The following is a 15,057-nucleotide window of genomic DNA, read 5'->3' as shown; positions in this document are numbered from 1 at the left end:
GCTGGGGACGGTCTCCGACTGGGAGTGGGAATGGGAGGGGCGCGTACGGCGTGAGGTGGACTATCTGGTTGCGGTTGACGGGAATTTGGGGCGGCCGCGGTTGGAGGTGGGGAAGCATGATGCGTCGGCTTGGGTTGGGGTGGACGATCTCGATCTGCTGATGGTCGGGCGGACCGATGGGGATCGCCGGCTGCGGGACATCGTGGCGCACGTCGTGCGGATGCGGTTGACCGAGCGGTTGCGGCTTGAGCCGGTCAGTGGACCGGGCGCGGTCCTGGGCGGACATGTGGCGGACCTGGTCGTGCTTTTCGCGGATCCGTGGGTGGCGCGCTGGTACGGCGGGGAGTGGTCGCCGGAGGTGGCTGCGGAGCGAGCGGCGGAGATGCAGGTCGCCTGGGAGCGCGATTCCGTCAGCAAGTGGATCGCGTACGAACGCGACAGCGGGGCGCTGGCCGGGCGGGGTGGATTGTCCCGGATGACAGCCGGTACGTCGGTTGCCGTGGCGATCGAAGAGTTGGTCGGCGCGGAGTGGGCCGTCGACCGGCTGGAGTTGGGCTGGGCGCTGGTGGAGTCGGCGCGCGGGCGCGGGCTGGCGACCGAGATCGGGCGGGCCGGGTTGGAGTTCGCGTTCGAGACGTTGGGTGCACGCTCGGTGATCTCGTTCACCGAGCGTCACAACGCGGCGTCTCGTGCGGTGACGGAGCGGCTCGGCATGACCTATGCGGGTGAGATCACCGCGGAAGGTTGGCTCGAGGGCTCCATCCATCCCGACGCCCCTTTCGCGGTTCATGTCCTAAGGACCTGAAACGGACCTCGACCGGACCTCAGCGCTCAAGAGCAGCGACGAACCGGGTCAGTAGGTCGGCGAAGGTCTCGCACTCAGGCCCGGTCCAATCGGTCATCGCGGCGGCGAATCGCTGTCGCCGGTGGTCGTGCACGGCATCAAGCCGTTCCCGGCCTGCGTCGGTCAGGACCAGATTGGTCCGGCGCCCGTCGCCCTGATCTGCCTCCCGGCGGACCAGCCCGGCTGCGACCGCTGCCGCCACCACCTTGCTGGCCCGCGGCTGGTCCACGCCGAGCGTGGTCGCGACCCCGTTGACTCCGGTCGGCGCCGTACCCGCGGCTTCGAGTGCGTCGAGAACCTCCTGAACCGGATCTGATCGACCGGTCTGCTCCGCGAAGGTGCGGCGGGTCTGACGGCGGCGGATCGTGACCATCGCCGCCTCCACGCGGACGACCGCAGCAGGGGGTGTCATCACAGCTCCCAGGTATATGCTCATTGACATGTATATGTCAGATGACAACAAGCCTATCGGGTGGTGGCTCAAGGAGCTCGACCGCCTGCTGGAGTCGTCGTTCGAGCAGCTCCTGGCCGCCGACGGCCTGACACGCCGGCAGTGGCAGGCACTGAATGCCGCTGCCGGACCGAAGCCGATCGCGGCGGCGCTGGCACCTTTCCTCGTCGGCAACCGGGAAACGCTGACAGCGGTCACCGACCCCCTGACTGAGCGCGGCTGGCTCACCGGCGACGAACTCACGCCCTCCGGCCACGCAGCACTCACCGAGTTGACCGCGAAAGTGCAGGAGCAGCGGCGGCTCGTGGCGGCCGGCATCAGCGACGAGGAGTACGCGGCCACGATCGACGTACTCCGGCGAATGACCCGGAACCTGTCGGCCTGAGCGGACATGACAAAGGCTCCGTTGTGTGACCGCCCAGGCGCGGCGGTCACACAACGGAGCCAGCCACCTCGGGGGGTGGTTCCTGGTGAGGTGTCAGGAACCACCGATGGTGTCCTACCGCCCAGGACACCCGACCCCGGACTGGCCCGAGGTGTCGGCCAGGAGGTGGTGGTTGGAACGGCTGGGCGGCGGCGATACAGGGACTCAGCCACCAGCCCAGCCGGGCTTTGGGCGGTGCGGTCCGGGGCTGAGGAGTGCCCCGGACCGCACCTTGGGTTTCGTTCGGAACTGAGGAGGGTCCCGAACCTTCCAGAAAAAGCCGAACCCTGAACGTGAGGAGCCTTCAGGGACCAGCGAACCGAGCCTGAGGAGCCCGGAAGCTTTGGTAAAACAGGTGTTTGTTTCAGTTCGTGCTGTCGAGCGGTCCGAGCACGTCATTGGTGACTTTGAGGCCTGCGAAACGGCGCTTCATCGCCTGCTCGTAGCGAGCCGCGAGGGAAGCCTCCGCGACGTACTGGGCGATCACATGTTCACCGAACCAGACCCGAACCCGGCGACGATGCTGTCGCGCCGTCATCTCCGCAATGCTCACTGCCTCTCACCCCGTAACTCTGAGCCCTTGCAACCAGTTGGACTTACTGGTTGTCATGGCAGTAATGGTGCACGAGCCCAACGTGACCGCTCTAGGACCTGAAGAGGACCTTTACCGGACCTCTTGCGGACCTCTGACGGACATCTGGAGGACAGCACCTTGTCGTGGGGCATTAGTCGAGACAACGTCTGTTCTGACGGTGAACGGGAGGAACGATGGCGGCGAAGTTGGCGCCTAAGACGGTCCTGGCGCACTTGATCCAGCGCCGGAACCAGACCTACTCCGAGATCGTCGCCGAGTTCGTCGAGCAAGGTGGAACCATCACCGAGCGGCACCTGCGGCGTCTCGCATCGGGCGAGCGGGCAGGAACCACTCCACAGACCCGGCGCACTCTGCAACGCATGTTCGGAAAGCCGGTCGAGGAACTTCTCGCGCCGTACGTCCCCGAGCAGGCGGTCCCACAGCAGTACGTGGGGCAGCAGATGGTGCCGGCTCCCACGGGTGGACGGATCACGACAGGTAACGAGATGGAGGTTCTCGACATGGCTGCCAGCCGAGCGAGGGCGTTTGCCCTTGCGGCCCAGTCTGGTCTCGGAAGCGAGGCCATGGAGCAGGTGTACGACGACGTTCGCCACGTCGCGAAGGCCTACCCGCAGCGCCCACTGCCGGAGATCCTCGGTCAGCTGGTGGAGACGCAGGACCTGGTCTTCGCACTGCTGGAGAGCCGGCAACGCCCGGAGCACCTGCGGCAGCTCTACTTCCTCGGCGGGGTGACCGGCGGCCTGCTCGCCAAGGCCTCGCACGACCTCGGTAACCCGCATGCGGCGCTCACGCAGGCGCGGACGGCGTTCCTGTGCGCCGATAACGCCGACCACCACGGCCTCCGGGCCTGGGTGCGCGGCCTGCAGTCCCTGGTCTCGTACTGGGCCGGCAACCCGCACGACTCCGTCCGCTACGCCCAGCTCGGCGCCGGTTATGCCGAGCAGGCCAACAGCACCACCAGCGTCTGGCTCCCGGTCAGCGAGGCCCGTGCCTGGGCTGCGCTGGGCAACCCGGAGGCCACCCGGGCCGCGCTCGAGCGGGCCGAGGATGCCTGGGAGACGGTGCAGAACGACGACCTCGACGACATGGGCGGCCTGTGCACCTTCGGGCGCAACCGTCAGCTGTACTACGCGGCCGACGCGCTGGCGTGGCTTCCTGGTGAAGGCGAGCAGGCCGAGCGGTACTCGCGGCAGGCCGTCGACGCCTACGCCGACCAGAACCACCCGGAGTGGGCTTTCGGCGACGCCGCCGGCAGCCACGCCGCGATGGCGATCAGCCGGATCGCCACTGGTGAGCTGGACGGCGCCGCGGATGCCATCGCGCCGGTGCTGGACCTGCCGACCGAGCGCCGGATCAACGGTGTCGTGCACTCGGCCCGCCGGGTTCACACCGCACTGCGGCAGTCCGGTCGTGCCGACGACGCCCGCGAGTTGCAAGAAGAGATTGAAACGTTCACGCGGACGCCCATGCAGACACTCAATCGTTGACCCCGGCTCCTTCCACAATCGCCCCATGGAGCCTCTCAACGGTGAGCTGACCGTACTGCGCGAGTTCCGCGGGAGCGATCTCGACGACTACCTGTCCGTGTTCGGTGACGACCGTGTCACCGACTGGATGGCGTTCGCCAGCTACGACCGAGCCAGGGCGGAGAAATCCCTGGCGACCCTGCTCGAACGCTCGGCACAGGCCGACCGGCCCGACTACATGCTCGCCGTCACCCGCCGGGACGACGACCGCATGATCGGGTTCGTCCGGCTCGCCCCCGGAGTGCACAAGAACGCGAAACTGGGGTACGGCGTACACGCCGACCACTGGGGTCACGGCTACGCCACCGACACGGCGCGGACGATGCTGGAGTTCGGGTTCGACACCCTGGGACTGCATCGGATCACCGCGGCCATCGGCCCGGAGAACGCGGCCTCGATCGCCGTCGTGAAGCGCCTCGGCTTCAGCTACGAGGGTCAGCTGCGCGAGCACGTCTTCACCAACGGTGCCTGGCGGGACTCGCTGCTCTATTCGATCCTCGAGGACGAATACCGTTCATCTCAGGGACACCTGCAGCCTTGACGGGATTTTGTCCTGACCTGCAGGGTGGCGCTCATGCAGCAACTACCCCCGTGGGCGGACCCCGACGTCTCTGAAACGACTCTCGATCCGCAGGGGGTGTCCCGGCGGAACCTGATTCGGGGTGCGGGACTGCTCGGAGCGGCCTTCACCGTGAGCACAGTTGGCGCGACCGCGGCCGGCGCAACCGAAGCGGTCGCTGCTCCCTCGTCGTACCGGGGGAGTGACCCGGAGCTGGTCTGGCTGGTCGGTGACCACCATGTGCACAGCCGCTACAGCCACGACGCGAAGTACGACTTCACGCAGCTCGCGCAGCGCGGTGCGCAGTTCGGGCTGGACTGGATGGCGTTCACCGAGCACAGCAACTTCGGGCACGCCGACAAGGGTGCTGCGGCCGAGAACGTCGAGGTCGTGAAGGCGCGGGCGGAGAACCCGCGGATGCTGATCTTCCAGGGCCTGGAGTGGTACATCCCCGCGGCCGAGCACGGCACGGTCCTGGTCGCTCCGGGGCCGAACAACGTCGCTTTGCTGCAGCAGTTCGAGCGTGAGTACGACGGCAAGCTGACCAACCGCTCTGGGGACACCCCGGAGAACGAGCAGCATGCGATCAAAGGTCTGCAGTGGCTGGCCGCTCAGAAGCGCAGTGGGTTCATCGACGACGTGCTGGTGCTGGCGAACCACCCACTGCGGCTCGGCATCGACTCGCCGCACGAGATCCGCGCCTGGCGCGACACCGGCGTCTGCATCGGCATGGAGGGCGCACCGGGCTCCCAGGGCGACGCAGAGCCGGCGTGGGTGAAGTTCCGCGGCGCCACGAACGCGCAGCGCGGTGAGTACGTGAACTCCCCGAGCGCTGCGAGCTTCCCCGGCTTCCCCCTCGACGCATACCGCACGTACGGCGGTTTCGACTGGGCGACCGCGACTGTCGGCGGACTGTGGGACAGCCTGCTCGCCGAGGGCCGCCTGTTCTCGATCACCTCGAACAGCGACAACCACCGGACTATCTGGGACACCTGGACCGACGGGGTGTTCCCGCCTGGTCAGAACTTCGACAGCCTCGGCTGGAAGCCCTCACCGACCAACACCGACACCCCGCAGGCCGGTAGCGACTTCTGGCCGGGCCAGTTCAGCCGGACCCACGTGGGCGTTGCCAAGTACGGCTACCTCGAGGTGATGGCCGCGCTGCGAGCCGGCCGCGTCTGGGTCGACCACGGTCAGCTGGTCGACGGAATCGACGTACGGGTTGCTCCGGTTGGGTCCCGGCAGCGGGGCGTCACACTGGGCGGCAGACTGCGCGTACGGCGTCATGAGCGGCTCGAACTGCGGATCACCGTGACCAGCGCGACCCGGCCGAACTTCCACGGCGTACTGCCGCGGCTGGCGCATTTGGACGTGATCCGCGGGGCGGTGACCGGCCCAACGGCTCAGCGCGATAGCTGGAAGGCACCCGACACCAGAGTGGTCGAGCAGGTCGACGTACACCGCCGTACTGGCACCTATGACCTGTGCATCCCGCTAGGGCGAGCCGAGCGGTCGCACTACGTCCGCGTGCGCGGCAGCGACGGCAACCGACACGGCGTCGGCTATCTGGGCCGCAACATCGACCCGGCCGGCCCGATCCAGCACCCCACGAACGACGGCGACCCGTGGCTCGACACCTGGCTTTACACCAACCCGATCTTCGTTGACGTTGTTTAGCTTCGAATGGTGGGCACAGTGGACCTATGAGAGACCAGCTGGCTCGGATGATCCTGACGAAGGTGGCTGGGCCGGACCCACAGACTGAGCGCGCCCGGGTGCACAACACACCCGGTCCGCGCTGGTTCGCAGCTGGCAGTCCGATTCAGCGGGTGCACGGTGATGCGTCGATGTTCACCGGCGGTATGCGCGCTTTGCTCCTGCAGTCGCTGCATCCGCTCGCCATGGCTGCGGTCTCGGCGCACTCCGGCTACCGCGGCGACCCGTGGGGGCGGTTGCAGCGGACCAGCTACTTCCTCGCCATCACGACGTACGGCGCGATCCCGGCCGCCGAGGAGGCGATCGCGCGGGTGCAGTCGGTGCATGAGCGCGTCCGCGGCGCGAACTACCGCGCATCCGACCCACACCTGCTCAAGTGGGTGCACGTCGCCGAGGTGGACAGCTTCCTCACCGCTCACCAGACGTACGGCGCCCACCCGCTCAACGCCGCCGAGCAGGATCAGTACGTCGAACAGACCGCACTGGTGGCCGGAAAACTAGGAGTGCTCGACCCGCCGACCACGGTGGCCGAGCTGCGTCAGACACTCGCCGAGTACCAGCCGGAGCTTCGCGGCACGACCGAAGCACGACAGGCAGCCCGCTTCATCCTCGTGCACCCGCCAGTCCCCTGGGCCGCGCGTCCGGCGTACGGCGTCCTCACAGCTGCTGCGGTCGGCCTGCTCCCGTGGTGGGCGCGCTGGCCTCTCCGCTTGCCCTACTTCCCTTTGACAGAACAAACTCTGGTCCGAGCGGCCGGTGATGGCCTGACCCGGACAATCCGCTGGGTGCTGACCTCGCCGACGTGGGAAGAAGCCGCCGTAAAGGGCTGACCGCCGGTAGGTTGTTCTCGTGTCACCGCTGCGCCCCCATCGACCTCTCCCGCTCGCCACGCCCGCGGGCGTTGAGGTGCTGACCAGGATTCTGACTCAGGGTCCGATCCCGCGGGTCGAAATCGCGCGGCGTACGGGGCTTTCGCAGGCTGCGGTCACCAAGGCGGTCGCGCCGCTGATCGAGGCCGGGTTCGTGACCGACCAGGCGGCCGCGCCGGTCGACAACGCCGGCCAGCTCGCCATGGTCGGCATCGGACGGCCGGTGAGCCCGCTGACCGTCGTACCGCACAGTGTCTCGATCATCGGCCTGAAGGTGACGCCGACCGCGCTGATCGGCGTGACGACGGACTTCACTGCGGGAATCCGGAACGTCAGCCATCGGGCGCTGCCCAGCACCGACGCGCAGACCGTGATCGAGCAGCTGACCGACCTCGCCAAAGAACTGATCGCGACGCTCAAGAACGACGCCGCCGTGGCCGGACCGGTGATCGGCATCGGCGTGTCCGTATCGGGTGATGTCGACGAGCGGCACGGCGTGGTCCGCGACTCGCCGTTCATGGGCTGGCGGGAGGTGCCGCTGGCCGAGCTGCTCGGCCGCCGACTCAAACTTCCGATCGTCGTGACGAACGACGTACGGGCGCTGACCGTGGCCGAGCATTGGTTCGGGGTCGGCGTCGACGCGGACTCGTTCGCGGTCGTGACGATCGGCTCCGGGATCGGCTGCGGGCTCTACATCAACGGCGAGGTCGTCTCCGGCGCGTACGGCGTCTCTGGCGAGCTCGGCCATTTACCGCTCGCCCCCGGCAACCTGGTCTGCACTTGCGGCCGGCGCGGTTGCGTCGAGACCGTGGCCTCGTCGGACGCGATACTGAACCGGATCCGGAAGTCCACCAAACAGCCGAAGCTCGACCTGGCCGGTGCGATCAAGCTGGCACACGACGGCGACGAGCATGCCCGGGAGTCGTTCGACCAGGCCGGTGAGGTGATCGGCTCGGCCCTGGCCGCGATGGTGAACCTCGTCGGGCCAGAGCTCGTGGTGATCGCGGGTGAGGGCGTGGCGGAGTACGACCTGTACGAAGACCGGATGCGCCAGGCCTTCGGCGAGCACGCCTTCGGGGCGGCTGGTGACTGCCGCCTGATGCTGCGCTCGCACACCTTCGACGACTGGGCCCGCGGCGCCGCAGCGACCGTCATACGGGCTTATGTCCGCGGTGAGCCCCCACTCCAACGTTGAGCGGCCGGAGCGGGGACTCCTCTGCTTCTAGGTGCGGGCTACGGCGAGGATTTTGCGCCAGACCTTTTTGTAGGCCTCCAGGCCGTCGGCGGCTAGGGGGCCGTCGGGGCCGGCGGTGATGGAGACGCGCTCCGGGATGGAACCCCAGACCGGGATGCCTTCCTTGGCGTACTGCTCGATCAGCTCCTGGTAGGCGCGGGTGTACGTCCGCGCGGAGCAGATCACGACACCGGCCGGTACGTCGTCCGGCACGAGCTCGAGCACCGCTTTCACCCGAGGTGTCTCGACACCGCCGACACGGGTCGGGATCACCACGATCCGGGCCCGCTCGAGCGCCTTGTTCAGCAACCGCTCGTGGGACGGCGGCATGTCGACAATGCCGATCCCCTCCGGCGGCACCTTGTCCAGCGCCTTGGTCAGCAGCCGCTCCGTCGGCGCCTCGGCAATCTCGATCCGGTCCAGGTTCGCGTCGTCCGAGGCATCGATCCAGTCGGCAGCACTGCCTTGTGGATCCGCGTCGACCAGAGTGGCTGTGCGACGGTTGGAAGATGCCAGCGCGGCCAAGTACACCGACGTGGTTGTCTTCCCGACCCCGCCCTTCAGTGCAGCTGTCACGATGATCATGGACCCGACGCTACCGTGTTTCACCTAAAATCCGGCGTGTCGTCGGCGTTGCTCCACGGGCCCGTGATAATTGCCCAGGGCCCCCTTGCACAAGCTCAACCGAACTTCAACCTGTCAAGGAGTTGAATTTGAGTACTCGGCGCGCTCTGCTCACAGCGATCGGACTGGGGATTCTGGTGACTGGATTCGACCCCGTACGACGATCCTGGGCGACTGAAGGTGGAAACGTCGACCCGTTGCCGCCGCTGGACGGGAAGGTGCTGCTCGACGCGAGCAGCCGCGAGGGCGTGTCGCAGGATGCGGGGCGGTATGTGCAGAAGGTGCCCCAGGCCGTGCTCGTACCGGGGTCGGTGGCCGACATCCAGGCGATGATCCGCTACTGCGTGAAGAACAAGGTGCAGGTCGCTCCGCGCGGGCTGGCCAACACGACTGACGGGCAAGGGCTGGTCAGCGGTCTGCTGATCGACATGCGGGCCTTGCGCAAGATCCACCGGATCGACGCGGACCGCGCGGTCGTCGACGCCGGGGCCGACTGGCTGGCGCTGACCAACGCCGCCCATGCGAAGGGGTTGACCCCGCCCGCACTGACCGGGTTCCTCGGCCTGACCTTCGGCGGAACGCTGTCGCTTGGCGGGATTCCGCCCGCGATCCAGTCTGGTGGGCAGGTCGACAGCGTTATCGAGCTCGAGGTGGTCACCGGCACGGGTGAGCTCAAACGCCTCTCGAAGACTCAGGACCGGGAGCTGTTCGAGGCGGTCCTTGCGGGTCTCGGTCAGTACGCCGTCATCACCAAGGCGACCGTTCGGCTGGGTCCGGCGCCGGCCAAGGTGCGGGGGCACGAGCTGTCCTACAGCAGCTCGAAGGACTTCTTCAAAGACTTCAAGACCCTGATCAAGCGCGCCGAGATCAGCGAGATCTACGGCGACTGGTGGCGGTCCGGTGAGCACGGCGAAGTCAGCCACCTGAACGCCTTCACCTTCCACTCCACCGCCAAGCCGCCGAACGACGCCCACCTATTGCGCGGCCTGACCAAACCACCCGCCGCGGCTGTCGTCAGCCAAAACGACTTCCTCCCCCACGTCACCCGCATCGACGCCGCCGTCGAACAACTCCGCGAAGCAATCGACTGGGACCACCTCGCGAAGCCGTGGCTCACACTCTGGCTCCCGGAACGCTCAGTCGAGCAGTACGTCACGGAGGTCGTCACGAAACTGACTCCCCGCGACGTCGGTACCGGCGGATTCGTGCTCCTCTACGCACACCGCCGTACCAAACTCACTCGACCGTCGCTCAGCCTCCCAGCCCCCGACGGCAGCGACTGGGTCTACCTCTTCACCCTGATGACCGCCGGCCCAGCCGGTGCCGGCCCCGACTTCGCCGCCGAGATGCTGAAGCGCAACCGCCGCCTCTTCGACCGAGCCCGCGCGCTAGGCGGCATCCGGTACCCGATCGAGTCGACCCCGTTCACGACCGCCGACTGGAAACACCACTACGGCAACCGCTGGCCGCACCTGCAGGCGCTCAAACGCAAGCACGACCCAGCAGGCATCCTGACCCCCGGGCCAGGGATGTTCTGACCCCGGTCCGAGCCTTGAGCACGGGTCAGGCGTTTCGGCGGGTGCCAGGTGCCTGACCGGTGCTCAAAGCGGCTGCTACGTGCGAGGGGCTACTTGCCGAGCCAGGTGTCTACCTTGGCGCGGTTGGCGTTGACCCACTTTTCGGCGGCGGCATCCGGTGTCAGCTTGTCGACGGCGATCATGCGGGCGACTGCGTTCTGGTCTTCGTTGGTCCACTTGAAGTTCTTGACCAGGTCGTAGGCCGGGCCGCCGGCGTCGGCGAACTTCTTGGAGACGATCTTGTCCAGGTCGTACGGCGGGTAGTCGCAGGCGATCTTGGCCGGGTCGGCGTCGCAGCCGGCCTTGTACGCGGGGAGGTTGATCTTGACGAGCTTGAGCTCGTTGAAGAACCACTGCGGCTCGTAGAAGTAGGCGAGCAGCGGCTTCTTGGTCTTCTCGGCGTCACGGAAGGCCTGGATCAGCGCCGTTTCGCTACCGCTCTGGACGACCTTGTAGTTCAAACCGAGGTTCTTGACCAGGGCCTCGTCGTTCGTCACGTACGACGGGTCGCCGTCGAGGAGCTGGCCCTTGCCGCCGGACTCCGACGTCTTGAACAGGTCGGCGTACTTGTTCAGGTTCTTCGAGTCGGTGATGTCGGGGTACTTCGCGGCCATCCACGGCGGGACGTACCAGCCGATCACGCCGTTGACGCCGGTGGAGCCGGCCTCGACCGCGACCTTGTCGGTCTCGATGTACTTCTTCTTCAGGTCCTCGTGACCCCAGTTCTCCAGGTTCACGTCGACCTCGCCGGTGCCGAAGCCCTGCCAGGCGATCTCTTCCTTGAGGTTCTTCTTCACCACCTTGCAGCCCAGGTCCTTGGTGGCGACGTACGCGACGACGGCCGCGTTCGCCTCGTAGCCGACCCAGGGGCTGACGGTCAGGTTGAAGCTGCCGCACTCCTTGCCACCGGCGGCCGGCTTCTGCTCATCACCGACCTTCGCTCCGCCGCAACCGGCCAGGGCCAGTGCTGCGGCAGTCAGACCGATCGCCCACTGAGCGGTGGCGTACCGGAGTTTCTTCACTGCTTGTCTCCTTTTCCGTGCGGCTTGGGCGCCGCGGCTTGCGTGATGCGGTCGAGCAGGACGCCGAGCAGGACGATCGCCAGTCCGGCGGCCAGGCCCTTGCCGTACAGCTCGCTCTGCGCGAATCCGGCCGCGACGTCGTACCCGAGGGCACCGGCGCCGACCAGGCCGCCGACGACAACCATCGCGAGCACGTAGATCAGCCCCTGGTTGACGGCCAGCGTGATCGCGCGGCGAGCGACCGGCAGCTGCACTTTGCTGATCACCTGCCAACTGCTGGAGCCGACCGAGTTGGCCGCCTCGACAGTCGCGAGCGGCACCGCTTTGATGCCATCGGCAACGATCTTCGTGGTCACCGGTACGGCGTACACGACGGCGGCCGCGATCGCGGTGAACCGGCTCGTTCCGAACAGCGCGAGGAACGGGACCAGATAAACGAACGGCGGCATCGTCTGACCTGCATCGAGAATCGGCCGGATCACCAGGTCGACCCGCCGGTTGCGGCCGGCCCAGACGCCGAGCGTGAGCCCGACCGCGACGACCACGACCGTGGCGAGCAGAGTCGAGGCCAGCGTGACCATACTGTCCTGCCAGACCCCGGTCGCGACCAGCAGTCCGATACAAACCACAGCAGGTACGGCGGCCTTCCAGCGACCGAGAATCGCGGCCAGCGTCACAACAACCGCGCCGACCAGCCACCAGGGTGACCCGGTGAGCAGCGCCTCGAGCGGGTTGAGAACACCCTTGGTGACCGCGTCGCGAACGCCGTACGTGAAACCGCCGAAGACATCCTGGACCCACGTGGTCACATCGGCCGCGATGACGGCGATCCGCGATCCAACCCCGATCGAGGACGGGAACTCGGCCGCCCACACATAGGTCCGCGAGAACCAGATCGCAACCAGTACGCCGATCGCTCCCGCACCGAGCAGGACCTTCCGTCGTACCGATGCTGTCCGCCAAGGGCGGTCACCGGCCGCGGTGGTCACGCGGTCGAGGACGATCGCGATCACGACGATCGCGAGACCGGCATTGAACGCGACGCCGACATCCAACGTCTGCAGCGCCTTGAGCACGGTCTGGCCGAGCCCCGGCGCATCGATCAGCGCGGCAACGGTGACCATCGACAGCGCGGCCATGATCGTCTGGTTGATGCCGACGACGACCGTACTGCGCGACATCGGCAGCAGGACCTTGGTGAGGGTCTGACCGCGGGTCGAGCCGAGTGAGCGGGAAGCCTCGACGCTCTCCGGCGGGACCGAGCGGATCGCGTGCGCGGTCAGCCGGACGGCCGGAGGCGCGGCGTAGATCAGGGTCGCGATCGTGGCCGCGGCCGGGCCGATCGCGAAGAACAGGGTCAGCGGCGCGAGGTAGACGAACGTCGGCAGCGTCTGCATCAGGTCGAGGATCAGGGTCGCGACCTTGAAGGCACGGTTCGACAGACCGGCCCAGATACCGAGCGGGATCGCGATCAGCAGCGAGAGCAGCACGGCCGCGATGGTCAGCGCGAGCGTGTCCATCGACTCCTGCCACAGCCCCTGCAACCCGACGAACGCGAGGCCGGCCGCCGTCAGCACCGCGACCTTCCAGTTGCCGAAGGCCCAGGCCAGGTACGCCGAGATCGCCACGACCCCGAGCCAGCCGACCACCGGCACCGGGCGCCCGTACGACGGCTGCGACACGAGACTCTGGAGCAGTACGACGAGCTGGTCGACAACGGAACGGATCGTGTCGAAGACGATATTGCCCTGGCCGACGAAGTCGCGGTTCTCGGTCAGCCAACGGTGGAATCCGGTGGTTTCCTGACCCCCGAGCGGCAGGGTGTCGATCCCGCTCAACACGAAGTAGGCAGCCACCCAGACCACGAGCAGAACGCCGATGACCACGCTGCGGCGCGGGCGACGTACCTCCACGTGCACGTCGCTGGTGATCGCCGCCATCAGTCGGTCGGGCGGACGGACGACTGCGCGGACCAGTGGGAGTCGGCCGGGTCTGCAACCACCGCGAGGATCTCCTCGGGGCTGATGACGCCGAGGAGTTGGCCGCCGTCGACCACCTTCACCGGGCGGTCGGACTCGAGGACCAGTCGGGTTGCTTCGCGGACGAGAAGGTCCGGGCCGAGCTCGGGGCCGTCCAGCAGCTCGCCGTCGCGGGGGGCGCGGGCGATCCAGCGCAGGGTGAGGACGTCGGCACGGGGGACATCGCGGACGAAGTCGCGCACGTAGTCGTCGGCCGGGGCACCGACAAGCTCATCGCCGGTACCGAGCTGGATCGCGGCGCCGTCGCGCATCAGCAGGATGCGGTCACCGAGCTTGAGCGCCTCGGACAGGTCGTGGGTAACGAAGACCATCGTCTTGCCGACCTCGCGGTGCAGCCGGACGACCTCGTTCTGCATCTCACGGCGGATGAGCGGGTCGAGCGCGGAGAACGGCTCGTCGAAGAGCAGGACGTCAGGGTCGTTGGCTAGAGCGCGGGCCAGGCCGACGCGCTGCTGCATCCCGCCGGACAACTGATCGGGATAGCGGTGCTCGTTCCCCGCGAGGCCGACCAGGTCGATGACCTCCTGGGCGCGCCGGCGCCGGTCCGGCTTGCTCTCACCGCGGACCTCAAGCCCGTACGAGACGTTGTCGAGCACCTTGCGATGCGGCAGCAGCCCGAAGTGCTGGAAAACCATCGAGAACTTGCTCCGCCGCAGCTCCCGCAACCGCTTCTCGTCGGCCGCACGCAGATCCTCACCCTCGAAGATCAGGCTGCCCGCGGTCGGCTCGATCAGCCGGGTCAGGCATCGAACCAGCGTGGACTTGCCCGATCCGGACAACCCCATCACCACGAACACCTCACCGGGCGCGACATTGAAACTCAGATCGCGGACGGCCGCCGTACAGCCGGTTTTCGCGGCCAGCGCGGCCCGGTCGAGCGCCGCCAGCTCCGGTCGCCGCGGAACCCGCTGCGCCTTCGGGCCGAACACTTTCCACAGGCCTTGGATCGACAACAGCGCGTTGTCGTCGTCGATATCGGGATACTCGAGCTGAGCGGTCACTGGATCACCCTCGCATCCCAGGCGGATTCATCGTGAACCGCCGACTGTATCCAACGACCAGTCCCCGAGTGTCCTCCCGGGGTGTTTGTCTCGTCAGCTAGCCGGACGCTTACGCCTGGTACGGCGGCGCTTCGCCCCAACCCCAGTGCGGAACCGGCGCCTTTGGCGGCGGGGTGGCCCCCGGCTGCGAGTTCGCCAGCGCGATCCGGGTCCCCCATTCCACGTACGCCACGAACGCACTCCGGAACTCGGGATCGTCGGGCAACCCCGCCGGATCCGCACTCGCCGCGATCAACGCAGCCCACCGCGACCGCTGCTCCTCGGTCAGCTGCAGCCCGATGTGATGCGAAAGCATGGCCGGGTAGCCGCCCAGCTCCTCCGTGTACCGCTCATGCCCGCGAAAGACCTCGCCCAGCCACAACGCCACATGCTCGCGGTGCTGCTCACTCATGTGCGCAAACACCGGCGCCAGGATCGGGTCATCCACCACCCGGTCGTAGAACACCTCAGTCAGCCGCCGCAGCGCGTCATGCCCGCCGGCCCATTCGTAAAGCGTGGGAGTCGTCATGTAATTAT

General features: G+C 67.4%; 15 protein-coding genes. 8 read left to right on the top strand and 7 right to left on the bottom strand.

Features of this window, described 5'->3' with window-relative positions; all coding sequences use genetic code 11:
* On the top strand, positions 1-805 hold an 805-nt coding region (locus E1263_RS23395; RefSeq protein ID WP_202869011.1), incomplete at its 5' end, for a GNAT family N-acetyltransferase.
* Positions 806-824: 19 nt separating this feature from the next.
* Here the strand turns inward: E1263_RS23395 and E1263_RS23390 are convergent.
* Positions 825-1,256 carry a MarR family winged helix-turn-helix transcriptional regulator gene (locus tag E1263_RS23390; RefSeq protein WP_132170852.1) on the bottom strand — a complete coding sequence of 144 codons (432 nt, stop codon included), beginning with the start codon at positions 1,254-1,256 and terminating at the stop codon, positions 825-827.
* Positions 1,257-1,284: 28 nt separating this feature from the next.
* Here E1263_RS23390 and E1263_RS23385 point away from each other — a divergent pair, with 28 nt between their 5' ends.
* Entirely contained in the window at positions 1,285-1,680 is a 396-nt protein-coding gene (locus E1263_RS23385; protein ID WP_202869010.1) for a MarR family winged helix-turn-helix transcriptional regulator, read from the top strand.
* Positions 1,681-2,083: 403 nt separating this feature from the next.
* Here E1263_RS23385 and E1263_RS42825 read toward each other — a convergent pair whose 3' ends face one another.
* Complete coding sequence (locus E1263_RS42825) at positions 2,084-2,257, bottom strand: hypothetical protein (RefSeq protein ID WP_165956729.1); 174 nt, start codon at positions 2,255-2,257, stop codon at positions 2,084-2,086.
* A 230-nt stretch (positions 2,258-2,487) separates the two neighbouring features.
* Between E1263_RS42825 and E1263_RS23380 the strand changes: the two genes are divergently transcribed.
* From E1263_RS23380 to E1263_RS23360, 5 genes are read left to right on the top strand one after another with little or no spacing between them, the layout of a single operon-like run.
* Positions 2,488-3,801 (top strand): NsdA family TPR-like regulatory protein, encoded by a 1,314-nt coding sequence (locus E1263_RS23380; RefSeq protein WP_132170850.1) that lies wholly within the window; start codon positions 2,488-2,490, stop codon positions 3,799-3,801.
* 25 nt (positions 3,802-3,826) lie between these two features.
* Entirely contained in the window at positions 3,827-4,381 is a 555-nt protein-coding gene (locus tag E1263_RS23375) for a GNAT family N-acetyltransferase (protein ID WP_132170848.1), read from the top strand.
* Between the two features lie 33 nt (positions 4,382-4,414).
* Positions 4,415-6,076: a PHP domain-containing protein gene (locus E1263_RS23370; RefSeq protein ID WP_132170846.1), complete on the top strand. Its 1,662-nt coding sequence runs from the start codon at positions 4,415-4,417 to the stop codon at positions 6,074-6,076.
* A 26-nt stretch (positions 6,077-6,102) separates the two neighbouring features.
* On the top strand, positions 6,103-6,945 hold the full coding sequence (locus tag E1263_RS23365; protein ID WP_132170844.1) for an oxygenase MpaB family protein: 843 nt from the start codon (positions 6,103-6,105) through the stop codon (positions 6,943-6,945).
* Between the two features lie 19 nt (positions 6,946-6,964).
* Positions 6,965-8,179 (top strand): ROK family transcriptional regulator, encoded by a 1,215-nt coding sequence (locus E1263_RS23360; protein ID WP_132170842.1) that lies wholly within the window; start codon positions 6,965-6,967, stop codon positions 8,177-8,179.
* Between the two features lie 27 nt (positions 8,180-8,206).
* Here the strand turns inward: E1263_RS23360 and E1263_RS23355 are convergent, their stop codons facing one another.
* Complete coding sequence (locus E1263_RS23355; protein ID WP_132170840.1) at positions 8,207-8,803, bottom strand: ParA family protein; 597 nt, start codon at positions 8,801-8,803, stop codon at positions 8,207-8,209.
* Between the two features lie 128 nt (positions 8,804-8,931).
* Here E1263_RS23355 and E1263_RS23350 point away from each other — a divergent pair, with 128 nt between their 5' ends.
* Positions 8,932-10,380 carry an FAD-binding protein gene (locus E1263_RS23350; protein ID WP_132170838.1) on the top strand — a complete coding sequence of 483 codons (1,449 nt, stop codon included), beginning with the start codon at positions 8,932-8,934 and terminating at the stop codon, positions 10,378-10,380.
* 89 nt (positions 10,381-10,469) lie between these two features.
* Here E1263_RS23350 and E1263_RS23345 read toward each other — a convergent pair whose 3' ends face one another.
* From E1263_RS23345 to E1263_RS23330, 4 genes are all read right to left on the bottom strand, one after another.
* Positions 10,470-11,441 (bottom strand): ABC transporter substrate-binding protein, encoded by a 972-nt coding sequence (locus E1263_RS23345; RefSeq protein WP_132170835.1) that lies wholly within the window; start codon positions 11,439-11,441, stop codon positions 10,470-10,472.
* Complete coding sequence (locus tag E1263_RS23340) at positions 11,438-13,381, bottom strand: ABC transporter permease (protein ID WP_132170834.1); 1,944 nt, start codon at positions 13,379-13,381, stop codon at positions 11,438-11,440. The genes E1263_RS23345 and E1263_RS23340 overlap by 4 nt, the downstream gene beginning before the upstream one ends.
* Positions 13,381-14,481: a quaternary amine ABC transporter ATP-binding protein gene (locus E1263_RS23335; protein WP_132170832.1), complete on the bottom strand. Its 1,101-nt coding sequence runs from the start codon at positions 14,479-14,481 to the stop codon at positions 13,381-13,383. Before E1263_RS23335 ends, E1263_RS23340 begins: the two co-directional genes overlap by 1 nt.
* A gap of 109 nt (positions 14,482-14,590) precedes the next feature.
* Entirely contained in the window at positions 14,591-15,049 is a 459-nt protein-coding gene (locus E1263_RS23330) for a group II truncated hemoglobin (RefSeq protein ID WP_132170830.1), read from the bottom strand.
* Between the last annotated feature and the right edge of the window lie 8 nt (positions 15,050-15,057).

Source organism: Kribbella antibiotica (genome assembly GCF_004349055.1).
GTDB lineage: Bacteria > Actinomycetota > Actinomycetes > Propionibacteriales > Kribbellaceae > Kribbella > Kribbella antibiotica.
This window is presented reverse-complemented; position numbering and strand designations above follow the sequence as displayed.

Excerpts from the sequence above, each read along its gene's own strand:
- E1263_RS23390 (WP_132170852.1), bottom strand. The coding sequence starts at position 1,256 with ATGACACCCCCTGCTGCGGTCGTCCGCGTGGAGGCGGCGATGGTCACG.
- E1263_RS23385 (WP_202869010.1), top strand. The coding sequence starts at position 1,285 with ATGTATATGTCAGATGACAACAAGCCTATCGGGTGGTGGCTCAAGGAG.
- E1263_RS42825 (WP_165956729.1), bottom strand. The coding sequence starts at position 2,257 with ATGACGGCGCGACAGCATCGTCGCCGGGTTCGGGTCTGGTTCGGTGAA.
- E1263_RS23380 (WP_132170850.1), top strand. The coding sequence starts at position 2,488 with ATGGCGGCGAAGTTGGCGCCTAAGACGGTCCTGGCGCACTTGATCCAG.
- E1263_RS23375 (WP_132170848.1), top strand. The coding sequence starts at position 3,827 with ATGGAGCCTCTCAACGGTGAGCTGACCGTACTGCGCGAGTTCCGCGGG.
- E1263_RS23370 (WP_132170846.1), top strand. The coding sequence starts at position 4,415 with ATGCAGCAACTACCCCCGTGGGCGGACCCCGACGTCTCTGAAACGACT.
- E1263_RS23365 (WP_132170844.1), top strand. The coding sequence starts at position 6,103 with ATGAGAGACCAGCTGGCTCGGATGATCCTGACGAAGGTGGCTGGGCCG.
- E1263_RS23355 (WP_132170840.1), bottom strand. The coding sequence starts at position 8,803 with ATGATCATCGTGACAGCTGCACTGAAGGGCGGGGTCGGGAAGACAACC.
- E1263_RS23340 (WP_132170834.1), bottom strand. The coding sequence starts at position 13,381 with ATGGCGGCGATCACCAGCGACGTGCACGTGGAGGTACGTCGCCCGCGC.
- E1263_RS23330 (WP_132170830.1), bottom strand. The coding sequence starts at position 15,049 with ATGACGACTCCCACGCTTTACGAATGGGCCGGCGGGCATGACGCGCTG.